Below are 26,092 nucleotides of genomic sequence, written 5' to 3' on the forward strand. Positions count from 1 at the left end.
GGAAACCTTATGTATATTGCACCTTCCATGTTGAGTGCCGATTTTAATAAGCTAGCTCAATCCATCCGAATGGTTGAAGAGGCTGGGGCTGACTACCTACACATTGATATTATGGATGGGGACTTTGTACCCAACATTTCCTTTGGGCCTATGCTCTATCAAGGCTTGCGCGCTCAGTCTAAGTTAGTCTTTGATGTTCACATGATGGTGACCAATCCCGAACGCTATGTGGACCAAGTAGTCAAAGCGGGCGCAGATGTGGTGACCGTTCATGTGGAGGCAACGCCTCATATCATTCGCGCACTGCAGTTAATCAAGGCAGCAGGGGCCAAGGCAGGGGTTGTCATTAATCCAGGTACGCCAGTTTCGGCCATTAAAGCAGTCCTGCGTCAAGTTGACCAGGTCTTGGTCATGACAGTTAACCCAGGTTTTGGTGGCCAGGCCTTTATCCCTGAGACCTTGGACAAAGTCCGCCAATTAGCTGATTTGCGTCAAAAACAAGGCTATAGTTATCTAATTGAAGTTGACGGTGGGGTGAATGACAAGACGGCTGCTGACTGTCTAGCGGCGGGCGCAGATATCCTAGTAGCAGGTTCTTACGTCTTCGGGCATTCAGATCCAGCCCAAGCCATTCAGACGCTCAAAGACTTAGCTTAGGCAGAATAGGAAGTAGGGGGCAGTCTAAGTGGCAACAGCATGTGTCATTGTCTGTGGGGGTGGACCTAATCCAGCCCTTGATCAGATTGAAAATTTAATTCAAGCCTATGACCAAGTTTATTTTGTAGGGGCTGATCGTGGAGCCTTAAGATTGGTCAGAGCAGGTTATGTGCTGGATATGGCCTTGGGCGACTTTGATTCGGTGTCAGAAGAAGAGCGCCAAGTCATTGAGGCACATAGTCAGGAATTTCAAGCCTTTCCTAGCGAGAAGGACGATACCGATGGTCATTTGGCCTTGGACATGGCCATGACTCGCTGGCCGGAGGAAGATTATGTGGCACTTGGTTTTCTAGGCGAAAGGGGCGGGCGGCTGGACCATTTCTTGGCCAATATTTGGTTGGTCCATCAGCCACGCTTCCAAGCAGGTTTGTCTCGTCTTAGCTTGCTGGAGGCTCACCACAAGGTGCGTTTCTTAGAGCCTGGCCACCATGTCTTGGCCTACGAGCCCTGTCTCTACCTGTCAGTCATTAGCCTGACACCAGTTCAAGGCCTGTCCATTCAAGGGGCCAAGTACACCTTGCCAGCAACTGATTATGCTAGTCCCCAATCCCTGATTAGCAATGAATACAAAGCCAGTCAGGAGCCTGTGGAAATTGCCTTTGAGTCGGGTCTGGTCATGATTTTCTGGGTCAATCAAGTGTAAAAACCGAAAAAATCACCCTCAAAGACTTGTCAAATGAGGGAAAATATGATAAATTAGTTCAGTATGATAAAGCAGAGACATTAAGCTCCTGCAGCGAAAAGGAGGAAACAAGAATGGCTAAAGAATGTTATTTCACTGGGCGTAAAGCTCGTTCAGGTAACACTCGTTCAAAAGCGATGAACAAAACAAAACGTCGTTTCGGCGCTAACTTACAAAAAGTACGCATCTTAGTGGATGGCGAACCTAAGAAAGTTTGGGTTTCTGCTCGTGCTTTAAAATCAGGTAAAGTAGAACGCGTTTAATAGCGATGATCCCAGTCCCTTGGATTGGGGCTTTTTTTTGAGTAAGACCTCCTCTGTCTAGACAAGTAGAGAAGACAGGCCCCCAGTTTGGAATGGTCTTTATCTTAATGAGTGCACAATCAAGCATTTTATGCTAAAATAGATATGATATATTAGATGTGAGGAGGAAATCGCATGACAATCAAAATCCAAACACCCAATGGACAAGTGTCCCTAACTCAAGATGTGATTTCAACAGTTGTCGGCACTGCCGTTACAGATAACTACGGTGTGGTCGGAATGGTAAGTAAGAACTTCTTCCGTGATAACTTAATTGAGATTCTAGGACAAGAGAATTACTCCAAAGGGGTTGTCATCACCCAACGTGGAGATGATGTTCTAGTAGATGTCTACATCTTAGTATCTTATGGCACTAAGATTTCAGTTATCTGCCAAAACATTCAACAAGCCGTGAAATACAGTGTTGAACAATTGCTGGGCTTCGAAGTCAGCTATGTCAATGTTCACGTACAAGGCGTAAAAATTGATTAAGTCAACCGTATAGAACGGTAAGGAGGATAAAAATTGGAATTGAAACAATTAACGGCAAAAGAGTTTGTGCCTATGGTTGTAGCCGGAGCGGAACGCTTAACATCCAATGTCGAATTAATTAACTCACTCAACGTATTCCCAGTGCCAGATGGCGATACCGGGACTAACATGAACATGACCTTTGTTTCTGGGGCGGAAAACCTCAAATCCAGTCAAGCTAGTCACGTCGGTGAATTAGCGGGCGCCTTAGCCAAGGGACTTTTGATGGGGGCGCGTGGTAACTCTGGGGTTATCTTATCTCAGATTTTCCGTGGTTTCTCACAACGTATTAAGGAAGAAGAAGTCTTAGACGCTAAGCATTTTGCCCAAGCCTTCTTAGGTGGGGTAGAATCAGCCTATAAGGCAGTTATGAAACCTGTCGAAGGAACTATTTTGACTGTTGCCCGTGAATCTGCTTTGCGCGGTGAGAAGGCAGCTGAGAAGACCGATAACATTATTGAAGTTATGAAAGCTATTGTCGAAGGCGCTCAATTGGCCTTAGACAAGACACCTGAATTATTGCCAGTCTTGAAACAAGTTGGCGTAGTCGACTCTGGTGGTAAAGGCTTGCTCTGCGTCTATGAAGGTTTCTTGTCATCCTTGACAGGCGAGACCGTAGTAGAAGTTAAGGCAGCTCCTGCAGCTCCTGGCCACTCTCATGCTATGTTCGAAGATGGCAATGAGCCACCAATGGCCTTAGAAGATATTACCTTTGGCTACTGTACAGAAATTATGGTTCGCATTGGCCAAGGCCCAACTGTCGAGAAGGCCTTTGACTATGAAACCTTCCGTAGCACCCTTAACACCAAAGGGGATTCCCTCTTGGTCGTAGCCGACGATGAAATCGTCAAGGTTCACATCCATACCGAAAACCCAGGCGAAATTATGCAATTGGGTCAAGAATTTGGGGAACTGATTAAAATCAAAGTCGACAACATGCGTGAACAAGTCCGTGGCTTAGAAGCGGAAGAACATGCTATGAAGGAAGCACCAGCAGAGTCTGCACCAAAAGTGCCTTATGCTATTATTGCGGTAGCAGCAGGTGAAGGTGTGGGCCAACTCTTTACTGACCTAGGGGTTGCAAAAGTCTTGGCCGGTGGTCAAACCATGAACCCTTCAACAGAAGACTTCGTCAAAGCAATTGAAGCAGTTAACGCAGAACAAATCATCCTCTTGCCTAACAACAAGAACATCATCATGGCGGCTGAACAAGCAGCCCAAGTAGCGGAAGTACCAACCGTTGTGGTGCCTACTACTACGATTCCTCAAGGGATTACGGCTATGATGGCCTTCGATGCTAGCTTAGATTTAGAAGCCAATGGGGCTCAAATGAATGAATCACGTGATTTCGTCCAATCTGGCCAAATTACCTACTCCATTCGTGACACTGAGATTGATGGTGTGTCCATCAAGAAGGATGATTACCTGGGTTTAGTCAACAACAAGATTGTCTTGTCCTTGCCTGACTTGAAGGATGCCCTCTTGGCAACCTTAGAAGCCATGGTGGATGAGGATTCTGAGTTGGCGACCATTATTGTCGGGGAAGAAGGGACTACTGAATTAGCCGATGAGGTAGCAGAACTCTTAACTGACAAATTCAATGACTTAGAAGTTGAAATTGTCCAAGGTGACCAACCTGTATACCACTACATGATGTCAGTGGAATAATCAAAAAGCGTTAAAAGACTAAGGCCCATGCCTTGGTCTTTTTCTTTGCCCGAGCGAGCTTTGGCTCCAGCTTGAATAGTCGCTATCTGGCTATGAAAATGCTATAATAATGAGATAGACAAGCAGAAAGGAGGGGGCTTATGGGACTTAATTGGTTAGATAGCATTGATCATCTTAAGGGAGTAGGACCCGCGCGCGTCAAGCTCTTCCAACAGGTAGGCGTCTCAACTGTCCGCGACCTCATGTTTCATTTTCCCTTCCGCTTTGAGTCGGTAGCCGTGCGTCCTTTGGCGACCATCCTAGATCAGGAGAAGGTCACCCTTAAAGGCAAGGTCGTGACGCCACCTGTGGTAGCCTACTTTGGTGGCAAAAAGAGCCGGGTTTCTTTCAAGCTGGCGGTCAATGACCACGAAATTATTAATGTCTCTTTCTTCAACCAACCCTATCTTAAGCAAGCCATTCAGTTGGGGCAGGAGCGGGCCATTTACGGCAAATGGCAATCTAATCGCCAGACCCTACTTGGTATGAAGCTGATTCAAGTAGCTCAGGAAGGCCAGGACTTTGCGCCAGTCTACCATGCGACTAAGGGCCTTAAGCAGAGCGCCATTGTGGCTAGTATTGCAGCTTCCTTCAATCAGTATCAGGAGGCAATTCCAGAGGTCTTACCTCAACATCTCAACGACCAGTATCGGCTCTTAAATTTGCCCCTGGCCCTCTATGCCATGCATTTTCCGGCTGATCAAGAACAGCATCATCAGGCCACGCGGAAAATTATCTATCAGGAGTTTTTCCTCTACCAATGGCGCCTGCAAGCAGCCCTCAAGCAGCATGAAACAGAGCCAGGCCTTCAGATTCATTATGACAATGACCAGCTTAAGACTTGGATTAGCCACTTACCTTATGAGCTAACTCAAGCTCAGAAGCAGGTAGTCAATGAAATCTGTCGTGACCTAATGGCCCAACACCCTATGCGACGCATGGTGCAGGGGGATGTTGGGAGCGGGAAAACCCTGGTAGCCTTTCTGGCTATTCTAGCCAGCTTAAGCGGGGGCTTCCAGTCAGCCCTTATGGCACCGACTGAGATTCTAGCCAAACAGCATGTCCAGTCCTTCAACCAGCTCTTTGCCTCTATGGGGATGGAAGCTGCGCTCTTGACCAGTGCTATGACAGCCAAGGCCAAGCAAGCAGTCTTAGACGGCTTGGCTAATGGGCAGATTCAGGTGGTCATCGGGACCCATGCCCTGATTCAAGAAACGGTCCAATTCAAGCAGCTGGGCTTGGTCATCATTGACGAACAACACCGCTTTGGGGTAGGCCAACGGCAAGCCCTAGTAGATAAAAATGACAAAATAGCCGTCAACCTACTTCAAATGACGGCAACGCCTATTCCACGTTCCCTAGCTATGACCCTCTATGGCGAGATGCATGTTTCCACCATCGATCAGTTGCCTAAGGGCCGTCAGCCTATTACGACCCGTTGGCTCAAGGAAGATCAACTAGAGGAACTAGAAGACCATGTGGCCCAAGAATTAGAGGCCGGACACCAGGTCTACTATGTTCTCCCTCTGATTGAGAGTTCCGAACATTTGGAACAGATAGAGAACGTGCTAGAGGTGGCAGACCGCTTGGCAGACCGCTTCTCAAACTTTAAGGTCGATGTCTTACACGGTCAACTCAATAAGGAAGAGCAAGAAGCCGTCATGGACCGCTTCAAGCAAAATCAGGTCCAGATTCTCGTGGCGACTACCATGGTGGAAGTCGGAGTTGACGTGCCCAATGCCACCATTATGGTCATTCAGTCAGCCGAGCGCTTTGGCTTGGCCCAGCTCCATCAGTTGCGTGGGCGGGTAGGGCGGAGCCAGCTAGCTAGCTACTGTTACCTGATTGGCAGTCCTACAGCTGAACAGGGTAAGGAGCGGCTTAAGATTATGGTGGACCACCAAGATGGTTTCCTGATTAGCCGTGAAGATTTGAAGATTCGCGGTATGGGGGACTTAATGGGCCGCAGCCAAAGTGGTTTGCCGGAATTCCACTATGCTAATTTGATTGAAGACGAAAAAATCTTAACAGTTGCCCGCAAGGATGTTCAGGACTTACTCAAGCATCCAGAACGCCTATCGGAAGCCGAATGGCAGGCGCTTAATCAATGGAGTCAGACGCAAGCGATTGAGGTCTAGCCAAACTGTCAGATTCCCATCTAGGTTGACGGCTTGGCAGGGACTTGTTATGATGAAAGCACGAGAATTGGTATAGCGATTGCCAAATAATGATAGATATGAAGAACCTAAAAGGAGGAAGACAAGGAATGATTAGAATTGCAGTAGATGCCATGGGTGGGGATTTCGCGCCTGAATCAGCCGTAAAAGGGGTAAATCTCGCCATCGCAGCCTTTGATAACATCGAAGTGCTCTTATTTGGTGACCAAGATAAAATTCGCCCATATTTAGAAGCGACAGAACGGGTTGAAATCATCCACACCCCAGAAAAAATCAATGGTGATGACGAGCCAGTACGTGCTATTCGCAAGAAAAAGAATGCCTCCATGGTATTAGCAGCGCAAGCAGTCAAGGAAGGCCAAGCTGATGCCTTGCTGTCAGCAGGTAACACCGGGGCCCTCTTAGCCAGTGGCTTACTGATTGTGGGGCGGATTAAGAATATTGATCGTCCAGGCCTTATGCCAGTCTTACCAACTGCTTCTAGTCAACATCCTTACTTGGTCTTGATGGATGCCGGTGCTAACGCTGACTGCAAGCCTGTCAACTTACTTCAATTTGCGGTTCTGGCTAACTTCTATGCCCAACGTGTCCTGGGGATTGCCCAGCCTAAGATTGGCCTGCTTAACAATGGGACTGAAGCTACCAAGGGCAATGAATTATCTAAGGCGGCCTATGAACTCTTGGCTGCTGAGACTAGCCTAGATTTCTATGGGAATGTTGAGACTAAGACCTTGCTAGATGGCCCGGTTGACATTGTGGTCACCGATGGCTTTACCGGTAATGCCGTATTGAAGACCTTAGAAGGCACCTCTAAAACCCTCTTTAGTCTCATTAAATCCCAATTATTGGGTGGCGGGCTGAAGGCTAAATTAGGTGCGCTCTTAGTCAAAGATGCCTTATCAGGCCTCCGCGATAATTTTGACGATACCAAGCAGGGTGGGGCAGTTCTTTTAGGGGTTAAGGCGCCTGTTATCAAGGCTCACGGATCTTCTAACGAACAAGCCATCTTCAATGCTATTCGTCAGGCTCGCACGATTGTGGAATCTGGCATTATCCAGGAAGCAACTGATTACTTCGGTCAGGAAAAACCAGCTCAAACAGAAGAATAGTCTTATTCGGCCAGGCCCTGTTAGCCTGGTCTTTTTGCATATCAAAAGAAGTTGGGGGCCCATCAAAAAGCTTGAAAAATTATTGAGGAATAAAAAAATTAAAAGAAAAGATGATCGGCAGCTTAGGTTAAATTGGTAATCCTATAACGTACCATCACCATCTTGCTTTTCAATATGTATAGCCCATTTCTGGTTAACCCATAATAGGCTATTTATCTTGAAAAACACGATTATTATAATGGCCTCTTGATGACAGATTGATGGCGGATAAAAAGGGAATTTCAAGCTTTATTAGGAATGATTTTGAAGATATCGCTTACTTAGTCGCAATCATGGGCAAAGTCTAAGCAAGTTTTGAGGGATAAATGAGAAGAATGAGAGATTTCATAATTTTCTCTGCTAAAACCATGGACAATTGGCTTAAAACTTAGTAAAATAAGGAAGTGTAGATTTTATGTCATATTGAACGGAGGTGTATGGATGCCCCAGACCCAAGAAGTTTTCCAAACAGTCCAGCGATTGATTGTTGAACGATTTGGTTTAACTGAAGACAAGGTCACCAATGAGATGACCTTTGAAGATCTCGGTGCAGACTCAATTGACGTCTTCGAACTGATTATGGAGCTCGAGGACACCTTTAGTGTTCAATTTGAGGATAATCGTATTGAAGCCCTTAAGAATGTAGGCCAAGTGGTCACTTATATCGACCAGCTTACTCCCTAAGAACTGAAAAGACGATGAAGTCGGCACGCTCTATCTATGCAGTGCTACTTTTTTTACTTAGATGAAGACATAAAACATGATCACGAATGGAGGAACTAGAATGGATAACGAAAAAGTTATTCTAGATGTAAAGGACTTACACGTTGGATTCCGCGTTAAGGATACCTTCTACAATGCAGTAGACGGCGTTAGCTTTACCTTATCAAAGAATGAAAAATTAGCCATTGTTGGGGAGTCAGGCTGTGGGAAGTCAACTCTTGCCACTTCAATCATTGGTTTGCATAATCCTCGCAATACTAAGATTGAAGGCCAAATTAACTACCGTGGCGATAACTTAGTAGAATATACTGAGAATCAATATAACAAAATCCGTGGGAACGATATTGGGATGATTTTCCAAGATCCATTGGCATCGCTCAACCCATTGATGACCATCGCAGCACAAATTGATGAAGCCCTCTACTACCACACCAAACTCAACAAGGAAGAACGCCAAAAACGTGTCTTAGAGCTCTTGGATCAAGTAGGGATTGTTAACCCAGAGCGGACTGCTCGTCAGTATCCACACGAATTATCTGGGGGGATGCGTCAGCGGGTTATCATCGCCATTGCCTTGGCATGTAAGCCACCGATTATTATTGCTGATGAACCTACTACCGCTTTGGACGTAACTATCCAAGCTCAAATCTTGGACTTGATGAACGACATCCAGAAGGAGACTGAAGCAGGGATTATCCTCATTACTCACGACTTAGGGGTCGTAGCTGAGACAGCTGACCGCGTAGCCGTTATGTATGCGGGTCAATTCGTTGAGATTGCACCTGTTGAAGAACTCTTCAACAATCCGCAGCATCCATATACACGTTCACTCTTGCGTTCAATTCCGCAAACCAGTGAATTAGAAGGTGGCTCTGACAAGCTTCACGTTATTCAAGGGGCGGTACCACCATTAACTAAGATGATTCGGACAGGCTGTCGTTTCGCACCACGTATTCCTTGGATTGCGGAAGATGCCCACGAAGAAAACCCAGGTTTACACGAAGTATCACCAGGTCACTTTGTCCGTTGTACTTGTTACAAACATTTCCATTTTGAAGGGGAGGAGAACTAATGGCTGAATTTATGCGCATTGAGGACCTAAAAGTCCACTATCCTATTCGGTCTGGTTTCCTGAACCGCGTGACCGATTATGTCTATGCTGTAGACGGCGTCAACTTGACCTTAGAAGAAGGTAAGACTTATGGCTTGGTTGGTGAATCAGGTTCTGGTAAGTCTACCATCGGGAAGGCCATCATTGGTTTAGAGAAGATCACCTCAGGGAAAATCTACTATGAGGGTGAAGAAGTCTCTAAAGCAGCGCGTCATCGCCGTTCTAACTACCGTCACAACGTGCAAATGATCTTCCAAGATTCCCTCTCTAGCTTCAACCCTAAACGTCGGATTACCGACATCTTAGGGGAGCCAATGCGGAACTTCCTCAGCTTAACGCCTGATGAAGAGAAGAAGCGCAAGCTGGAGCTCTTAGATATCGTAGGGTTATCGGAAGAAGCACTCTACAAGTACCCACATGAGTTTTCTGGGGGTCAACGTCAGCGGATTGGGGTAGCACGTGCTGTGGCCCTCAACCCTAAATTAGTGATCGCCGATGAGCCAGTTTCGGCCTTGGACTTATCTGTTCAAGCCCAAGTTCTTAACTTCATGAAGCAGATTCAAGAAGAATATAATGTAAGTTATCTCTTCGTTTCGCACGACTTAGGGGTCGTTAAGCATATGTGTGATGAGATTGCTATTATGTACCGTGGTCGCTTCACTGAGTACGGGACGCGTGAAGATATTTATGATGATCCTCGTCATATCTATACCCGTCGCCTCTTGTCGGCTATTCCAGAAATGAACCCTAATAATCGTGAGCAAAACAAGCTTAATCGTTTACGGGTTGAGAAGGAATACCGTGAGAATGCGTCACTCTATTATGATGAGAACGGTCGCGTTTACGATCTTAAACCAGTTTCTGAGACTCACTCTGCAGCCCTCAGAACGGTAGAATCTGACAAAGGAGGTGAGCTCTAAAATGTGGAAATCGATACTTAGACGTTTGTTGCTGATGATTCCTCAACTTTTAGCGCTCAGCATCTTAGTTTTCTTCTTGGCAGAATTAATGCCAGGGGATGCCTTAACAGGTTTGATTGACCCTAAAATCTCGGCTGAGCAAATTGAAGCCATGCGGGAAAAATTAGGTTTGAATAAACCAGTCTGGGAACGTTATCTTAACTGGATGGGCGGCATGCTCCAAGGTGACTTTGGGCGTTCCTTTGCCCACAAGCAACCGACCCTGTCCATTATTGGGGAACGAATTTGGCCAACTGTTTGGTTATCACTCTTGACGACGATTATCACCTATGCAATTGCTGTTCCTTTAGGGATCTTATCAGGGCGTTATAATGGGAGCTTCTTCGAAAGAGCCGTTAACTTCTATAACTTCTTTACCTATTCAATCCCAGTCTTCGTATTGGCCTTGATGTTCTTGTGGCTCTTTGGCTACACTTTAGGTTGGTTCCCAACACGTGGTACAGTAGCATCTGGTTTACAACCGGGGACATTGGATTACTTGGTTTCACGAATCTATCATATGCTTTTACCAGCCATTACCTTAGGTATTTTAAGTACGACCTCCACCATCCAGTGGTTACGGTCAGGTATTGTGGATGCCAAATCGGATGACTATGTTCGGACTGCCCGTGCCAAAGGGGTACCTGAGCGCGTGATTTATAACAAGCACATCTTACGAAATGCTTTACTGCCTATCGCAGCCTTCTTTGGTTATACCATTACTGGGCTCTTCAGTGGGGCGATGATTACGGAGCAAATCTTTACCTATCAAGGGATGGGGCAACTTTTCTTTAGTTCTGTAGTAGGCCGTGACTATAGCGTCATGATGACCTTGGTTCTATTCTACGGCTTCTTGACACTATTAGGTGGGCTCTTGTCCGATATTATCATGGTATTCGTAGATCCACGAGTACGTTTAGACTAGGAGGTGAGAGAGAATGACAAAAGATAAAAGCAAAGATTTAGAAAAAAATCAAAGTAAAGACTCACAATCTCTCCCACCAATGGGTTTTGAAGTAATCAAGCGTGAATTCATGAAGGATAAGCTAGCCTTGCTATCACTTATCGTCTTTATTTTGATTCTGCTCTTCTTATATGTGGCGCCATTCTTCCTTAATTTAGAATCCGCTACTAAAGTTCAGATTTTCAATCGCTACATGGCGCCAGGTTCAGTTGCTGATACGGGGCATACCTACTTATTGGGTGCTGATGAAGGTGGTCGTGATGTCCTAGCACAGCTAATTTTGGGTGGGCGCAACTCTATCACGATTGCATTGATTGTAACAGCTTTGACCATGATTATTGGGCTAGTTGTTGGGATTGTTTCAGGTTATTATGGTGGGCGTGTTGATAATTTCATAATGCGGTTGGTTGACTTCGTTATGATTATCCCTGGCTTTATCCTGTTTATTACTTTGAACACAATTCTTAAGGCCAATACTGTTTTAGGTATTTCCTTGACTTTCTCAGTCATCTATTGGACTAGCTATGCTCGTCTCTTTAGAACTCGAACTCTTAGTGAAGCGTCCAAAGATTATATCAACGCCTCTAAAACAATGGGGACACGCGACTGGAAAATTATGTTGACAGAATTGTTACCTAACATTTCATCACTTATTATTACGCAATTAGTGCTTTCTATGGCAGGTAATATTGGTTTGGAAACAGGGCTCTCATACCTAGGTTTTGGTTTGCCAATTGGGACTCCATCCTTGGGGACTTTAATTGGGACGGCTAAAACAGCTGATATTATCGAGAACAAGCAATGGGTATGGTTGCCAGCCGCGCTCTTCATTCTCGTCTTAATGCTTTGCATTAACTATATTGGACAGGCTGTGCAACGATCAACAGATGCCCGTCAACGTTTAGGTTAATAGATAAACTGAGTCTTAGGGCTCAGTTTTTTTTGTGCTTATTGTTATGTTTTTGATCTAAGAAAGGAAGAGTGACATCATAATGTGATATAGTCTTTCGCTATAGTAGATTATAGTAAAAGCGTCTTTGACTATCACTAATAAAAGTCTTAAACTAGTCCCTAACATATCTTTTAGCCCTAAGGAGGTTGACTTATGACTAGAATCAAGACTATTTTTCGTTCCTTACTCGCGCTAGGACTTACGACTAGCACGCTCCTAACAGCTCAGCAGGCGACGATATCAGCGCAAGAAGTAAGCCTTAATCCTGCCATTGAGCAGAAACTAAGTATTCCAGCCCCGTCTGAGTTGGCCACCTTGGATTCAGGCCTCTATTCAGATATCGCCAGCATGGATGTCATTGGGCAAGTTTTTGAAGGCCTCTATCGAATTAAGAATGCGCAAGAAGTGGAACTGGGACAGGCAGCTTCTGTTAAGGTCAGTGAGGATGGCTTAACTCACACCTTCACCTTGCGAGATGACATTTATTGGTCCAATGGTGATCCAGTTAAGGCACAAGACTTTGAGTTGGCCTTCCGGCGTCTAGCGGATCGACAAGCTGGTACGAGCGTGACCTCGATTGAAATTCTTAAGAATGGGGCAGCTATCCGCAATGGGGACAAACCTGTCGAAGAATTAGGGGTCAAGGCCATTGATGATAAAACCCTGGAACTAACCTTGGAATATCCAGTGCCGGCCCTAGCTAAGATTCTAACAGGTTCACGCTATATGCCGATTAACAAAGCCTTCTTCCAAGAAAAAAGGGATAGCTATGGGACCACAGCAGAGAATGTGGTGACTAACGGCCCCTTTACGATTCAAGGATGGAATGGGACCAACCTAGAGTGGGACTTAGTTAAAAATCCTCAATACTGGGATGCCAGTCATGTTTATCTGACTCAGGTGCATCAACAAGTCATTAAGGAGAATTCGACCGGGGCAGATTTATTTGATAGTAATCAGTTGGACTTCACGACCTTGTCCGACCAATTTGTCCAAGAATATTCCGGTGCGCCAGACTTCCACAGTATTCCCAAAGCGACAATCGGATATTTGAGCTTCAATACGACTCGTCCAAGAACAGGCAATGCGGCACTCCGTCGGGCTATTGCCCGAGCATTTGATAAGCAAGTCTACGCTGATTCCGTTATTCAGGATGGCTCTCAGCCACTCAACAACTTAGTGCCTAAAGCTTTTGACGTCAATGAAGCAGGGGAAGATTACCAAGAGCAGGCCGGCCCAATGTTGACTTACGATGTCCAAGCAGCACAGGCAGATTGGTCTAAGGCTAAGGAAGAACTAGGCCAAGAGACGATTGAGTTACAACTCTTAACGTCAGATGTAGGCCTCTCCAAACGAACAGCAGAATTTCTCAAGGAAGAGTTGGAGAAGAATTTACCAGGTCTCAAGTTGAGCGTCCTTTCGGTGCCACTTAAGAACCGCTTGGAAATTCAACGTAAATTGGACTATGATATTTTCTATGGGACTTGGACGCCTGAATATCAGGATGCGGTTAACTTTATTGAACAGTACAAGACAGGTGGCGGGACTAACTTCGCCAAATATGCTAATCCTGAATTTGATAAGTTAGTCGAATTAGCACGCAATGACTATGCCAAAGATCCTGCCAAGCGTCGCGAAACCTTAATTGAGGCAGAAAAAATCTTAGTCAAAGAAGATGGCGTGGTCGCCCCAATCTATCAAGCGAGTGCAGCCTACTTACTTAAGCCAAAGGTTAAACAATTTGAAGTGTTGCCTTTTGGCCGATCCAATAACTTGCGTCCAGTTTATATTGATGAGTAGGGACATGAAGACTAACAGCCTTGCATGTATTTAAGTATGATTTGTCTACCAAAATCCACTTTCTCAAGCCAAATATAGTCAGATTTGACCTAAATAAATTTTTCCCTACAAAAACATGAATATAAAGTGAGAAAATTATAATAAAACGCTTGATATTGCCTAGCAAAAAGGGTAGAATAGGAGCATATAAAATAATATCCATTGGGGGTACAATATGAAGAAGTCTATGAAGAAGAGCTTAGCTTTAGTAGCTGCTGCTTTTACTTTAGCTGGTGCTTTTGCGCCAACCTTAGCCCACGCTGAAGGCGCTAATTTACCTGTTACGGTAGATAACGAAGGGACACCTATTTCTGGTGGTACTTTGAAAGTTGCTTTGGTCGGGGATCCATTTGCTGGTGTATTCAACCAAGTATACTATTCTACTGGTCCGGATTCAGATGTTATTGATAACTTTATGGCTGGTCTATACGGTTACGATGAGAACTTCGTTATTAACGATACTGGTTTTGCTAAGTTGACCTTTGACAAGGACAACAAGAAAGTAACCATCAAAATTCCTGAAAATACTAAATGGGATGATGGTGAGCCATTAACTATCGATGACGTTATCTATCCATACTATGTCATCGGTCACAAAGACTATGCCGGCATTCGTTATGGGGATGACTTTGAGAACGTTGTAGGGATGGCAGAATACCATGAAGGTAAAGCTGAAGAAATCTCAGGTCTTAAGCGCGTTGACGACTGGACCTTAGAAGTAAGCTATAAGGAATTCCCAGCTGGTATGTTACAAGCAGGGGGCGGTGTCTCTCAATTTATGATGCCTAAACATGTCTTCGAGAAAATTCCTGTGGCAGAACAATTAGATTCAGATGCAGTTCGTAAGAACCCGGTAGGGAACGGACCTTTCCGTGTTAAATCGATTACACCAGGGGAATCTGTTACTTTCGAAGCCAACGAATACTACTACAAAGGTAAGCCAAAAGTAGATGGTATGCAATTAGATGTAGTTAACCCTTCAACTGCCGTGTCAGAAATGAAAGCCGGCAACTATGACATCGCTAAGTTGTCTTCTGATGAATACCCAACCTATGCAGATGCTACTAACTTCAAAACATTAGGTCGTTTACAGAATGCCATGAGCTACATCGGTTTCAAGATGGGTAAATGGAACGCAGACAAGAAGGAAGTTGAATACGACCCAAGTCGTGTTGTATCTAACAAAGCCCTACGTCAAGCCATGGGTTACGCTATTGACAATGCTGCAATCGGTGAGAAATTCTACAACGGTTTACGTACTCGAGCCAACACCACTATTCCAGCCCTCTTCAAGGACTACAACGATAGCTCAATTGAAGGTTACACCTACCAACCAGAAAAATCTAAACAAATCCTTGCCGATGCTGGTTTCGTCGACAAAGACGGTGACGGCTTCGTAGAAGATCCAAACGGTAAGAGCTTCACCCTTAAATTTGCTTCTATGCAAGGGGGCGCAACGGCTGAACCAATCGCGCAATACTATATCGACTCTTGGAAACAAGTAGGGATTAACGTTGAGCTTGTAGACGGTCGTCTCATGGAATTTAACGCCTTCTACGACTTGCTCAAAAAAGATGGTGACGTTGATGTCTACCAAGCAGCCTTCGGGGTAGGTGGGGATCCAAACCCTATTAACTTGTTTGGTCGTAAGGCTGCCTTCAACTATACTCGTTGGGCAACTGAAGAGAACGACAAGCTCTTGGATGCTTTAGGTTCTACTGAATCCTTCGACGAAGCCTTCCGTAAGAAAGCCTTCAGCGACTGGCAAAAGTACTTCACTGAAGAAGCACCAGTTATTCCAACCCTCTTCCGTAATGAGTTAATTTCTGTTAACAACCGTGTGAAACACTATGACTTCAAAGTGGGTTCAACATTTGACCTTTCTGAAGTTGAATTAACTGCTGATCAACCAGTTAAATAATTCAGATTAATGAAAAGAGACTAGGGCATTTGTCCTAGTCTCTTTTTCATCTGAGCAAATTGATAGGGGATTTAGCAAGAAGAATACAAAAAGAATTGATTAATTGAGAAATCGTTACCATATCCCTTATCAAGCCATTTAGCCAAGATTTAATATGAGTATATGATAAGCCTGAGATGAGAAAACGATGAAGAAATCTCTTGCTATTTTCTCAGTTATCAGTTATAGTATCCTTAATCGTATTGACTAAGCCAATATGAAGGAGGAAATCTTATGAAAAGTTGTATTAGCAAGTCCTTGACTGCATTGGTAGCAGGATTATCTGTGGTCGGCATGCTGGACCCTTGGGCAAGTGCTCAAGCTCAAGATGCTAATTTATCTACAGTAATCGATAATGAAGGGACACCGATTTCAGGTGGGACCCTCAAGTATGCCATGGTTGGGGATCCATTCTCAGGTGTTCTATCCCCACTCTACTCTGATAACGGCAAGGACTATGAAATTGTTTCGATGTTTTCTCCTAACTTGTTTGGGAATGACGCCAACTATAAGTTAGATGACTCTGGCTTTGGTAAAATCAAGTTCGACAAGGATAACAAGAAGGTAACTATCACCATTCCGCAAGGAACTAAATGGGATGATGGTGAGCCAATCACTATTGAGGATGTTATCTATCCTTACTACGTCATCGGTCATAAGGACTATACGGGTGTCCGTTATGGTTCTGACTTCCAAAATGTCGTGGGGATGGAAGAATATCACGCAGGTACAACCGATACTATTTCAGGTTTGAAGAAGGTTGATGATTATACCTTAGAAGTGACTTATAAGAAATTCTCCAACTCTATGCTGCAAGCTTGGGGTGGGGTAAGTAACTATCTGATTCCTAAACATGCCTATGAGAATATTCCAATTAAGGAACAAGCAGACAGTGACCTTATGCGTAAGAATCCGGTTGGTTTTGGACCTTTCAAGGTTAAGTCCATTACGCCAGGTGAATCTGTCATCTTAGAAGCCAATGAATACTACTACAAGGGTAAACCTAAGATTGACAAAGTGCAAATGGATGTAGTCAACTCTTCAACCGCTGTCTCCGAGATGAAGGCCGGCAACTATGACATAGCTAGTCTACCTGCTGATTCTTACAGTACCTATAAGGATGCTACTAACTTCAAAACGATTGGACAAGTAGAGAATAGAGTTCAATATCTTGGTTTCCACTTAGGTAAATGGAATGCTGATAAGCAAGAAGTTGAAGTAGATGAAAGAAAGATTGTCAATAACAAGAGTCTGCGACAAGCCATGGGCTATGCTGTGGATAATGGCGCTATTGGTCAACGTTTCTATGAAGGGTTACGTTGGCAAGCCAACTCTCCAATTCCACCAACCTTCAAGGATATTGCGGACAGCAGTCGTGAAGGCTATACCTACCAACCAGAAAAAGCTAAGCAAATCTTGGCAGATGCAGGTTTTGTGGACAAGGATGGCGATGGTTTCGTAGAAGATCCTAAGGGTAATCAATTTAGCCTCAAGTACTTGGCTATGTCAGGAACTGATGTGGCTGAGCCAATTGCCCAATATTATGTAGATGCTTGGAAGCAAGTCGGTATTAACGTCGAACTCTATGAAGGGCGTTTGCATGAGTTTAACTCCTTCTATGATCTCTTAGGGACAGATGCAGACATTGATGTCTTCTCAGCAGCTATGGGCTTTGGTGGGGATCCAAACCCAGCCTTTATGTTTGGTCGCAACGCCCAATTCAACTATATGCGTTATGCTAGTGATCAAAATGATAGCTTACTCAAAGACATCCGCTCTGATGCTTCCTTTGATGCGGATTACCGTAAGGAAGCCTTCAAGAAATGGCAAGATTTCATCATGGATGAAGTCCCAATGGTGCCAACCCTCTATCGTTACCAGTTAACATCCTTTAACAACCGGATTAAGCACTATGATGCAACCCCAGGTGTGGACTTCGACTGGAACCAAGTAGAGTTAACAGCAGATTCACCAATAAAAGAATAAGTAAACGAAAAGGCTGGGATCTTCCCAGCCTTTCTTCTTTTGATAGGGTAAAAATAGTGTTGAAAATGGCCATTTAATGGCTTTCAAAAGAAAAAGATGATACGAAAATTAAAAAACGGTGAAAAAACTATTGCTTTTTCATAGGAATAGGAGTATAGTAAACTCAATCATAAAATGATACCTATGTTTGGAGGAGAAAAACATGAACAAAACCTTTAGAAAAAATCTTGCCCTCATGGCCACGGCCTTATCAGTCAGCGCCATTATGTGGCCTTCAGCTATTGCCGTGGCTGAAGGCGCCAATCTCCCCTTATCAGTGACTAACGAAGGAACTGCAATTGATGGTGGAGTATTCAAATATGCCTTAGTTGGGGATCCCTTCTCTGGTGCACTCAGCAGCCTCTATGCTGAGAAATCTAATGACATGAGAATTACTGAATTCTTCAACCCAGGCCTCTACGGTTCTGATGGCGACTATAAGATTGACGATTCTGGTTTGGCTAAGTTGACCTTTGACCAAGCTAACAAGAAAGTCACCATCAAGATTCCGGAAGGCGTAACCTGGACAGATGGCCAGCCCCTCACGATTGAAGATGTCATCTATCCTTACTACGTAGTAGGGCACAAGGACTATACCGGTATCCGTTATGGTTCTGACTTCAAGAACGTCGTCGGGATGGAAGAATACCATGATGGTAAGTCTGACACCATCTCTGGTCTTAAGAAGGTAGATGATTACACCTTAGAGATTAGCTATAAGGAATTCTCAGCTTCCATGCTCCAAGCAGGTGGTGGGGTATCCTCCTACGTCGAACCTAAGCACATCTTAGAGAAAACCCCAATCAAGGATCTTGAAGATAGCGAACAAGTTCGGACTAATCCAGTCGGCTTTGGGCCTTTCAAAGTTAAATCCATCACCCCTGGCGAGTCCGTTGTCTTCGAACGGAATGACAACTACTACAAAGGCAAGCCTAAATTAGCAGGCCTACAAGTCGATGTAGTTAACGCCTCAACTGCTGTATCAGAAATGAAGGCAGGTAACTATGACTATGCGTCATTACCAGAGGATGCCTACAACACCTATAAGGATGCAAGCAACTTCAAGACCTTAGGTCGTCTGACAAACGTCTACAGCTACATTGGTTTCCACGTTGGGACTTGGAATAAGGAAAAAGAGCAAGTACAACCAGATGACAGCAAGCCAGTGTCCAATAAAGCGCTCCGTCAAGCCATGGCTTATGCGATTGACAATGACGCCATTGGCCAACGTTTCTATGAAGGCTTACGGGTGCGGGCTAACTCTCCAATTCCATCCATGTTCGCAAGCTATAATGATGGTAGTATTGAAGGGTACACCTACCAACCAGAGAAGGCCAAACAGATCTTGGCTGATGCCGGCTTCGTTGATAAGGACGGGGACGGATTCGTAGAAGATCCTAACGGCAAGAGCTTCAAGCTGACCTTCGCTTCTATGTCAGGTTCTGATGTAGCTGAACCAATTGCACAATACTATGTTGATGCCTGGAAACAAATTGGGGTGAACGTTGAGCTCTATGAAGGTCGTTTGCTTGAGTTCAACACCTTCTACGATCTCCTAGATAAGGACGCAGATATTGATGTCTTCCAAGCTGCCATGGGGGTAGGGGGCGATCCAAACCCATCTACTCAATTCGGTCGTGACAACCAATTCAACTCTATGCGTTGGGCAACTGAAGAGAATGATAAGCTCTTAGCAGCTATCAATTCCGATGCAGCCTTTGAAGATGCAGCCCGTAAGAAAGCCTACGATGATTGGCAAAAATACGTCATCGATGAAGCGCCGGTTATTCCAACCCTCTACCGTCACTCACTCGTGTCAATCAACAACCGGGTCAAGCACTATGATATTACGCTAGGTTCTGGCACTGAATGGCAAGATGTTGAATTGACTGCTGATCAACCTGTTAAAGAATAAATCAGAAAAAGATGCAAGGACTTTCCAGTCTTGCATCTTTTTTGTTTGCATAAAAATAGGCTAGGATTATGAGTGATAATCCTAGCCTAGGGCAGTAGCCTAATTATTTAATTGGTTCGTCAGCTGTTAATTCTAACTGTTCAATCCCGAAGCTTGAGCCGTTCGCAACATCATAGTGTTTAACACGGTTGTTGACAGAACGGATACTGTATCGGTAGAGGTAAGGAATAGCAGGAAGCTCTTCGTTGGTGTAAGCCTGCCATGCGTGGAAGGCTTCCTTACGGTAGGCTTCATCGAAGGCCTTGTCAGAAGAGAGGGCTTCTAGCAATTCTTCGTTCTTGTCGTCAGCCCAACGTTCGTAGTTAAATGGTGCTTTCTTACTATAGAAACCAGTTGGATTTGGGTCACCACCGGTACCCCAAGCCCCTTCGAAGACATCAAATGATTGATCATCGCTGCGGAGCATATCAGCATAGGAGTTAAAGTCATAGAGACGACCGTCTAACAATTCGACATTAATCCCCACTTGCTTCCAAGACTCAACGAAGTAAGACCAGAGTGGTTCAGCAATATCACTTGAGCTACGAGCTAAGAATTTGAGGGTGAATGGCTTACCGTTAGGATCTTCAACGAAGCCGTCCCCATCCTTATCGACAAAGCCTGCATCAGCTAAGATTTGTTTAGATTTTTCTGGGTCATAAGTGAAGCCAGGAAGATCTGAAGCGTGCACGCTCTTGAAGAGGGAAGGAATCAAGGTGTTAGCACGGAAGCGGAGGCCGCTGAAGAAGCGTTGACCGACAGCGTCTGCATCGAAGGCGTAAGCCATGGCTTGACGTAAAGCCTTATTTTGGATGACCTTGCTAGGGTCCATCTCAACTTCTTCCTTATCCTTGTTCCAGCTACCGAACTTGAAGCCGATGTAGGAATAGGTGTTTTCAACTGTCCCAATGGTCTTGAAGTTGGAGGCATCTTTAAAGGTATCGTATGCATCAGTTGGTAATTCAGCTAAGTCGTAGTTACCAGCCTTCATTTCAGCAACGGCAGTAGATGGGTTGACCACCTCAATGACAGCACCGTCAACTTTTGGTTTGCCCTTGAAGTAGTATTCGTTGGATTCTAAGACAATGGCTTCACCTGGCGTGATGGATTTAACGCGGAATGGCCCCATGCCGACTGGATTGACACGTACTTGGTCGCTATCAGCAATATCCTTAATGGCAATTTTGTCATAAATATGTTTAGGTTCTACGTATGGAGAGATCCCACCCCCAACTTGCTTCATAGAAGCAGAGAAGGTCTTGTAGCTAATTTCAAGCGTGTAATCGTCAATCTTCTTGAGACCTGAGATGGTGTCGGATTTGCCGTCATGGTAGTCTTCAATCCCTACAACGTTCTTGAAGTCATCCCCATAGCGGATACCTGTGTAGTCCTTATTAGCGATGATGTAGTAAGGCGCGATGACGTCATCGATAGTAAGCGGTTGACCATCTGACCATTTTTGGTCTTTGCGAATGGTGATGGTAACTTTCTTGTTCTCTGGATCTAGTTTGGCACTTGCTAAACCAGTATCCTTAATTTGAAGGTTTTCGTCATATTCGAAAAGCCCAGTGTTGATGTAGCCTTCCACGACGCTTAAGTCAGTCGATTGGTCAGCCACGAGAGAGCTGAAGGCACCAGAAAATGGCTCGCCGGCTACTGCCGCAATTTTCAAAGTCCCACCTTGAATAGGGGTTCCTTCGTTGTCGACACTTGTTTCAAGCGAAACTTGTGCATTAACTGCAGGGCTGAAGGTTCCTGCCAAGGTAAAGGCAGCCAAGCCTAAAATCGCTGCTTTACGCAGTACGGAATGATTCATGTATATCCCTCCACAAAATAATTAATTGTAAGATACTGTAACAGTTTACTCCTATTTTCAAGCCTTTTCAAGGCAATGTAAGCGAATAGTTTATGTTAAATAACTATTAGGTCTTATAGTTTTAAGTTATAGCTTGACTTCCCTTTGTCAAAAGGGGGGCAAACGTGATAAAATAGATAGGATGATACAGAGGAGGTGAATGGCTATGAATCGGACCATTCGTGTAATAGAGAAGCAGTTGAATCTGACTTTCAATAAGCCGGAATTAATTCAACAGGCCTTTCGCCATACATCCTATGCAAATGAACAAGCCAGACGCCACTTACCACATTATGAGCGTTTGGAATTTTTGGGCGATGCCGTCTTAGAACTGCTATCCAGTGAATTTCTCTATCACAGTTATCCAAACTTACCCGAAGGCAAATTAACCCGCATGAGAGCTCAGATTGTGCAAGAGAAGAGCTTGGCCTACTTGGCTCGCCAATTAAAATTTAATCAATTCCTTCAACTGGGCAAGGGGGAGGAGTTGAGCGGTGGTCGGGAGCGTGACTCGATTTTAGCAGACTGCTTCGAAGCGGTTCTAGGGGCTATCTATGAAGATCAAGGCCTAGAGGTCGCCAAAGACTATCTCAACCGGGTTATGTTCAGTCAACACCAGCTCTTGCTGGGCAGAGTGACGCAAGACCATAAGACTCTCTTCCAAGAGCGAGTTCAAAAGCAAGGCACGGTTCAGATTGACTATCGTCTCAAAGATAAGCAAGGCCCAGCCCACGACCAAATTTTCACTGTAGAGCTCTATGTTAATGACCAACATATTGCCACTGGCCAAGGTTCCAGCAAGAAGCAAGCTGAAATGCAGGCGGCTGAGTTGGGTATGGCATCCGTAGATCCCAAAACCGGCAGCCTCAAGTTGCCAGATTCAACACTTAGAAAGGGAGGTTAAGCCTTGTATTTAGCACGTATTGAAATGACAGGTTTTAAGTCTTTTGCCGACAAGACTGTCATTGAATTTGACCGCGGGATGACGGCGGTCGTCGGCCCTAACGGGTCGGGCAAGTCTAACCTCTCGGAAGCCATCCGTTGGGTCTTAGGGGAGCAATCCGCTAAGAGCTTACGGGGCAATAAGATGGAGGACGTCATCTTTAACGGGACCCAAGCCCGTAAGGCGGTCAACCTAGCTAAAGTCACCCTGGTCCTCAATAACGAAGACCGTTATTTGGACTATGATTTTAGCGAAATCTCCATTACGCGTTCCTATAACCGTAATGGGGAATCTCAGTACTTCATTAATAATGAAGCGGTCCGACTCAAGGACATCGTCGATTTACTTCTAGACTCTGGTTTGGGTAAGAATAGCTTTGCTATGATTTCCCAAGGTAAGGTGGAGTCCATCTTCCTCAATAAGCCAGAAGAACGTCGCTCTATTTTTGAAGAGGCGGCAGGGGTTCAGAAGTATCAGTTCCGTAAGCAAGAAGCTGAGCGCAAACTCAGCAAATCCAGCGACCATCTTAGCCGGGTGCGGGACATTATTCATGAGTTGGAGCTCCAACTCAAGCCCCTCAAGCAGCAACAAGAAGCAGCCTTGCTTTATTTGGAACAGAAGGAAGCCCTCAAGCAATTAGAGATTTCCCTCTATGTCTATCAGGTTGAACAATATCGTGATGCCTGGCAAGCGGCCAAGGCTAAGAACCAGGCCGTTAGCCAAGAGTTAGCGCAAGTAACTGCCCAGTTAGAGGCCTTAACCGACCAACTGGAGCAAGAACAAGCCAGCTTAGAGGATTATATCCAACAAATCGATCAAGCATCAGAACGCAACCAAGCCCAGGTTCAAGTCATTGAGCAGACTAGAGCCAAGCAACAAATGCTGGACCAACAAATCCAGTTCAACACCTCCAATTTACATGAGAAGCAACTGAGCTACCAACAACATCAAGCAGAGGCCCAAGCCTTAACTGAACGCCTATCCGCCTTGAAGGAAGAAGAAGGCAAGGTTCAGTTGGAATTGGCCGAAATCAAGCAACATCTGGCTAAGCTGGAAGCCGAGCGGTCCAGTCTTGCAGGCCTATCTGAAGATCAGGCCGAGCGTTTGCGAGCTGACTTAATTGATGCCTATCAGGCAGAAGCCAGTGCTAAGAACCAGTTGGCTCACCAAGAACAAATTAAACAACAAGCCCAAGCACGTCTGACCCACTATCAAGCTCAGGCTGCTCAAGCACAGGCAGATCAAGGTGACTTAGAGAGTCAATACCTTGAGGCTCAGGAGCGCTACGAAAGCAGTCGTGAGACTCAAGCTAGTGCCCGTCAAGCCTTCCAGACCCTCAATGAAAAGTTGCGCCAAGGCAATAGCCAACGTGAAGCCTTGCAGGCCAAACTCTTCCAATTTGAGCGTCAAAGCCAGATGCTGGATGCTAAGGTCCAATCCTTGGCCCAGCTCCAAGCAGACTATGCGGGTTATTATGCAGGCGTCAAAGCCATTATGAAGCGTAAAAAGCAATTGCAGGGAATTGAAGGGACAGTGGCAGACTTGATTAAGGTGCCGGCTGACTACCAAGTAGCCATTGATACGGCTCTGGGTGCTAGTGTCCAACACGTCGTCGTAACAGATGATGCGGCTGCCCGGGCGGCCATTGCCTACCTCAAGCAAGCCCAAGCAGGGCGTGCTACCTTCCTGCCTCGTGCTAGCATGAAGGCCCGCCATCTAGGCGCTGGACAAATCCAAACAGCTAGTCAGACTGCTGGTTTTATTGGCCTGGCTTCTGATTTAGTGGAGTATGATCCAGTGAATCAGATTATTGTGGCTAATTTGCTAGGGACTACCTTAGTTTGTGACCGTATCGAAGCGGCCCAAAGCCTAGCTAAAGCCCTTAAGCATCAGGTCAAGATTGTAACCCTGGATGGAGAAGTCCTCATGCCGGGTGGTTCTATCACTGGTGGACGCCTCAAGCAACAAACGAGCTCCATGCTAGCCCGTAACCAAGAGTATGAAGCAGCTAAGACAGAATTAGCGCAAGTCATCAAGGACCGGGCTCAGGCAGAAGCTGAATGGCAAGCTTTTCAAGTACAAATTCAAGACTTGCAGGGGCAGGTGGAAGCTGCTCGCCTGAACATGAGTCAGGCGGATTTAGCCTTCCAACAAGCTCAAGAAGGCCTAGGTCACTTGGCTAGCCAAGTCAAGCATCAATCCCAACATCAATTGATTGCCCAAGACGAAGTCAGCCAGCTTAGCCAGACCATTGCTAATGCGGAAGCACACTATGAGCAAGCTCAGGAAGACTTAGTAGCAGCCCAAGCGGCCATTGCCCGTCTAAGTCAGGATTTACAACAATTGAACTTAAGCGAAGAGGATCGTCAACAGCAATTACAAGTTCTGGATGCCTCGCTATCCCACTACCGGACTCAAGAAGCCGTTAAGCAAGTAGAAGTGCGGCAGTTGCGACATGACCTAGCGACAGCTAAGAGTCAATTAGTGGAACGTCAGAATTTCCTCATGCAGTATGAGAACTTGGCAGACCAGAATACTGCCGATTTAGCTGAATTAGAGCGCCAATCGGCTGATTTGCTAGAGCAATTAGCAGACTTAGAGTCCACAGCTCAGCAGCAACAGGCGGAACTGACAGCATTAAGAGAAGCGCGTCGAGTTCTTAACGACACCTATCGGGCACATGAACAAGAAGATCGTCAGCTCCAAGGCCAGCTCCAACAGCTTTATAAGGATGAAGCGCGAGCACAGGCTCAGATTGAGAAAAACGAATCCCTAATTGATTCTCACTTGGACTATTTAAGCCAGGAATATCAACTGACCTATGAAGCCGCTAAGACAGAAGCTAGTCAGCTAGAAGATGCTAGTCAAGTTAGCCAACAAGTTAAGCAAATTAAGCGTCAGATTGATAATCTTGGTCCGATTAACTTGGCGGCCATTGACGATTATGCTGCCTTAGACGAGCGTTACACTCACTTGCGGGAGCAAGAAACCGATTTGCTGACTGCTATGGGACAATTACAAGAAACCATGGATGAGATGGATGCGGAGGTAATTAAGCGATTCAGCGAAGCCTTCCATCAAATCAACCAGCAATTCCAGAAAATCTTTAAGAAACTTTTTGCCGGTGGGGAAGCTGCCCTGCAATTGACTGATCCAAGTGATTTGTTGACAACAGGGATTGACATTATCGCCCAACCACCAGGCAAGCGTAAGCAACATTTAGCCCTCTTATCCGGGGGCGAGCGGGCCTTTACTGCCATTGCGCTCTTGTTTGCCATTCTGGAGACACGCCCTGTTCCCTTCTGTGTCTTGGACGAAGTGGAGGCGGCCTTGGATGATGCCAACGTCTTCCGTTATGGCCAATATCTGCAGAACTTTACCGAAAATACGCAGTTCATTGTCATTACTCACCGTAAGGGGACTATGGAACATGCCGACGTGCTTTATGGGGTAACCATGGAACAATCTGGTGTCTCCAAGTTGGCTTCCGTACGTTTGAGTGAAGCCAACTACGACTAAGTATTAGATTCAGACCCAATTATA

Annotated in this window: 19 protein-coding genes; 18 read left to right on the top strand and 1 reads right to left on the bottom strand. The window is 45.3% G+C overall.

The window, feature by feature from the left end:
* Positions 1–9: 9 nt before the first annotated feature.
* The 16 genes from rpe (at position 10) to RWO08_RS02055 (ending at position 19,712) form a co-directional block, all read left to right on the top strand.
* Positions 10–657 carry a ribulose-phosphate 3-epimerase gene (rpe, locus tag RWO08_RS01980; protein WP_314211102.1) on the top strand — a complete coding sequence of 216 codons (648 nt, stop codon included), beginning with the start codon at positions 10–12 and terminating at the stop codon, positions 655–657.
* A gap of 28 nt (positions 658–685) precedes the next feature.
* Positions 686–1,360 carry a thiamine diphosphokinase gene (locus RWO08_RS01985; RefSeq protein WP_314211103.1) on the top strand — a complete coding sequence of 225 codons (675 nt, stop codon included), beginning with the start codon at positions 686–688 and terminating at the stop codon, positions 1,358–1,360.
* A gap of 113 nt (positions 1,361–1,473) precedes the next feature.
* Positions 1,474–1,662, top strand: coding sequence for a 50S ribosomal protein L28 (gene rpmB / locus RWO08_RS01990; protein ID WP_023390775.1), 189 nt, complete (start codon positions 1,474–1,476; stop codon positions 1,660–1,662).
* Between the two features lie 174 nt (positions 1,663–1,836).
* The gene (locus tag RWO08_RS01995) at positions 1,837–2,193 is read left to right on the top strand and encodes an Asp23/Gls24 family envelope stress response protein (RefSeq protein ID WP_070755469.1); all 357 of its coding nucleotides are present in this window, start codon (positions 1,837–1,839) and stop codon (positions 2,191–2,193) included.
* Positions 2,194–2,226: 33 nt separating this feature from the next.
* Positions 2,227–3,900 (top strand): DAK2 domain-containing protein, encoded by a 1,674-nt coding sequence (locus tag RWO08_RS02000; RefSeq protein WP_314211104.1) that lies wholly within the window; start codon positions 2,227–2,229, stop codon positions 3,898–3,900.
* 140 nt (positions 3,901–4,040) lie between these two features.
* Complete coding sequence (gene recG / locus RWO08_RS02005; protein ID WP_314211105.1) at positions 4,041–6,077, top strand: ATP-dependent DNA helicase RecG; 2,037 nt, start codon at positions 4,041–4,043, stop codon at positions 6,075–6,077.
* Positions 6,078–6,205: 128 nt separating this feature from the next.
* Entirely contained in the window at positions 6,206–7,225 is a 1,020-nt protein-coding gene (gene plsX / locus RWO08_RS02010; protein ID WP_314049378.1) for a phosphate acyltransferase PlsX, read from the top strand.
* A gap of 480 nt (positions 7,226–7,705) precedes the next feature.
* Positions 7,706–7,948, top strand: coding sequence for an acyl carrier protein (gene acpP / locus RWO08_RS02015; protein WP_298077401.1), 243 nt, complete (start codon positions 7,706–7,708; stop codon positions 7,946–7,948).
* Between the two features lie 100 nt (positions 7,949–8,048).
* Positions 8,049–9,059: an ABC transporter ATP-binding protein gene (locus tag RWO08_RS02020; protein ID WP_070755474.1), complete on the top strand. Its 1,011-nt coding sequence runs from the start codon at positions 8,049–8,051 to the stop codon at positions 9,057–9,059.
* On the top strand, positions 9,059–10,018 hold the full coding sequence (locus tag RWO08_RS02025; RefSeq protein WP_314211106.1) for an ATP-binding cassette domain-containing protein: 960 nt from the start codon (positions 9,059–9,061) through the stop codon (positions 10,016–10,018). The genes RWO08_RS02020 and RWO08_RS02025 overlap by 1 nt, the downstream gene beginning before the upstream one ends.
* A gap of 1 nt (position 10,019) precedes the next feature.
* A complete protein-coding gene (gene opp4B, locus RWO08_RS02030; RefSeq protein ID WP_303885418.1) occupies positions 10,020–10,982 on the top strand; it encodes an oligopeptide ABC transporter permease in 963 nt (320 codons plus the stop codon).
* Positions 10,983–10,995: 13 nt separating this feature from the next.
* Positions 10,996–11,931 carry an ABC transporter permease gene (locus RWO08_RS02035; RefSeq protein WP_268443044.1) on the top strand — a complete coding sequence of 312 codons (936 nt, stop codon included), beginning with the start codon at positions 10,996–10,998 and terminating at the stop codon, positions 11,929–11,931.
* Positions 11,932–12,126: 195 nt separating this feature from the next.
* Entirely contained in the window at positions 12,127–13,773 is a 1,647-nt protein-coding gene (locus tag RWO08_RS02040) for a peptide ABC transporter substrate-binding protein (protein WP_314211107.1), read from the top strand.
* Between the two features lie 214 nt (positions 13,774–13,987).
* Positions 13,988–15,733: an oligopeptide ABC transporter substrate-binding protein gene (locus RWO08_RS02045; protein ID WP_268443040.1), complete on the top strand. Its 1,746-nt coding sequence runs from the start codon at positions 13,988–13,990 to the stop codon at positions 15,731–15,733.
* A gap of 273 nt (positions 15,734–16,006) precedes the next feature.
* Positions 16,007–17,758 (top strand): oligopeptide ABC transporter substrate-binding protein, encoded by a 1,752-nt coding sequence (locus tag RWO08_RS02050; protein ID WP_314211108.1) that lies wholly within the window; start codon positions 16,007–16,009, stop codon positions 17,756–17,758.
* A gap of 202 nt (positions 17,759–17,960) precedes the next feature.
* The gene (locus RWO08_RS02055; RefSeq protein WP_314211109.1) at positions 17,961–19,712 is read left to right on the top strand and encodes an oligopeptide ABC transporter substrate-binding protein; all 1,752 of its coding nucleotides are present in this window, start codon (positions 17,961–17,963) and stop codon (positions 19,710–19,712) included.
* A gap of 103 nt (positions 19,713–19,815) precedes the next feature.
* Here RWO08_RS02055 and RWO08_RS02060 read toward each other — a convergent pair whose 3' ends face one another.
* Complete coding sequence (locus RWO08_RS02060) at positions 19,816–21,567, bottom strand: oligopeptide ABC transporter substrate-binding protein (RefSeq protein ID WP_314196539.1); 1,752 nt, start codon at positions 21,565–21,567, stop codon at positions 19,816–19,818.
* 205 nt (positions 21,568–21,772) lie between these two features.
* Between RWO08_RS02060 and rnc the strand changes: the two genes are divergently transcribed.
* Positions 21,773–22,510 carry a ribonuclease III gene (gene rnc / locus RWO08_RS02065; RefSeq protein WP_268443034.1) on the top strand — a complete coding sequence of 246 codons (738 nt, stop codon included), beginning with the start codon at positions 21,773–21,775 and terminating at the stop codon, positions 22,508–22,510.
* A 3-nt stretch (positions 22,511–22,513) separates the two neighbouring features.
* Positions 22,514–26,068 (top strand): chromosome segregation protein SMC, encoded by a 3,555-nt coding sequence (gene smc, locus RWO08_RS02070; protein WP_314211110.1) that lies wholly within the window; start codon positions 22,514–22,516, stop codon positions 26,066–26,068.
* Positions 26,069–26,092 lie beyond the last annotated feature (24 nt).

This window comes from uncultured Abiotrophia sp. (assembly GCF_963520105.1).
GTDB lineage: Bacteria > Bacillota > Bacilli > Lactobacillales > Aerococcaceae > Abiotrophia.

Coding starts and splice junctions, on each gene's coding strand:
- acpP (WP_298077401.1), top strand. CDS start 7,706: ATGCCCCAGACCCAAGAAGTTTTCCAAACAGTCCAGCGATTGATTGTT.
- RWO08_RS02055 (WP_314211109.1), top strand. CDS start 17,961: ATGAACAAAACCTTTAGAAAAAATCTTGCCCTCATGGCCACGGCCTTA.
- RWO08_RS02020 (WP_070755474.1), top strand. CDS start 8,049: ATGGATAACGAAAAAGTTATTCTAGATGTAAAGGACTTACACGTTGGA.
- recG (WP_314211105.1), top strand. CDS start 4,041: ATGGGACTTAATTGGTTAGATAGCATTGATCATCTTAAGGGAGTAGGA.
- RWO08_RS02060 (WP_314196539.1), bottom strand. CDS start 21,567: ATGAATCATTCCGTACTGCGTAAAGCAGCGATTTTAGGCTTGGCTGCC.
- RWO08_RS02040 (WP_314211107.1), top strand. CDS start 12,127: ATGACTAGAATCAAGACTATTTTTCGTTCCTTACTCGCGCTAGGACTT.
- RWO08_RS02050 (WP_314211108.1), top strand. CDS start 16,007: ATGAAAAGTTGTATTAGCAAGTCCTTGACTGCATTGGTAGCAGGATTA.
- plsX (WP_314049378.1), top strand. CDS start 6,206: ATGATTAGAATTGCAGTAGATGCCATGGGTGGGGATTTCGCGCCTGAA.
- RWO08_RS01995 (WP_070755469.1), top strand. CDS start 1,837: ATGACAATCAAAATCCAAACACCCAATGGACAAGTGTCCCTAACTCAA.
- rnc (WP_268443034.1), top strand. CDS start 21,773: ATGAATCGGACCATTCGTGTAATAGAGAAGCAGTTGAATCTGACTTTC.
- RWO08_RS02025 (WP_314211106.1), top strand. CDS start 9,059: ATGGCTGAATTTATGCGCATTGAGGACCTAAAAGTCCACTATCCTATT.
- rpe (WP_314211102.1), top strand. CDS start 10: ATGTATATTGCACCTTCCATGTTGAGTGCCGATTTTAATAAGCTAGCT.
- rpmB (WP_023390775.1), top strand. CDS start 1,474: ATGGCTAAAGAATGTTATTTCACTGGGCGTAAAGCTCGTTCAGGTAAC.
- RWO08_RS02035 (WP_268443044.1), top strand. CDS start 10,996: ATGACAAAAGATAAAAGCAAAGATTTAGAAAAAAATCAAAGTAAAGAC.
- opp4B (WP_303885418.1), top strand. CDS start 10,020: ATGTGGAAATCGATACTTAGACGTTTGTTGCTGATGATTCCTCAACTT.
- RWO08_RS02045 (WP_268443040.1), top strand. CDS start 13,988: ATGAAGAAGTCTATGAAGAAGAGCTTAGCTTTAGTAGCTGCTGCTTTT.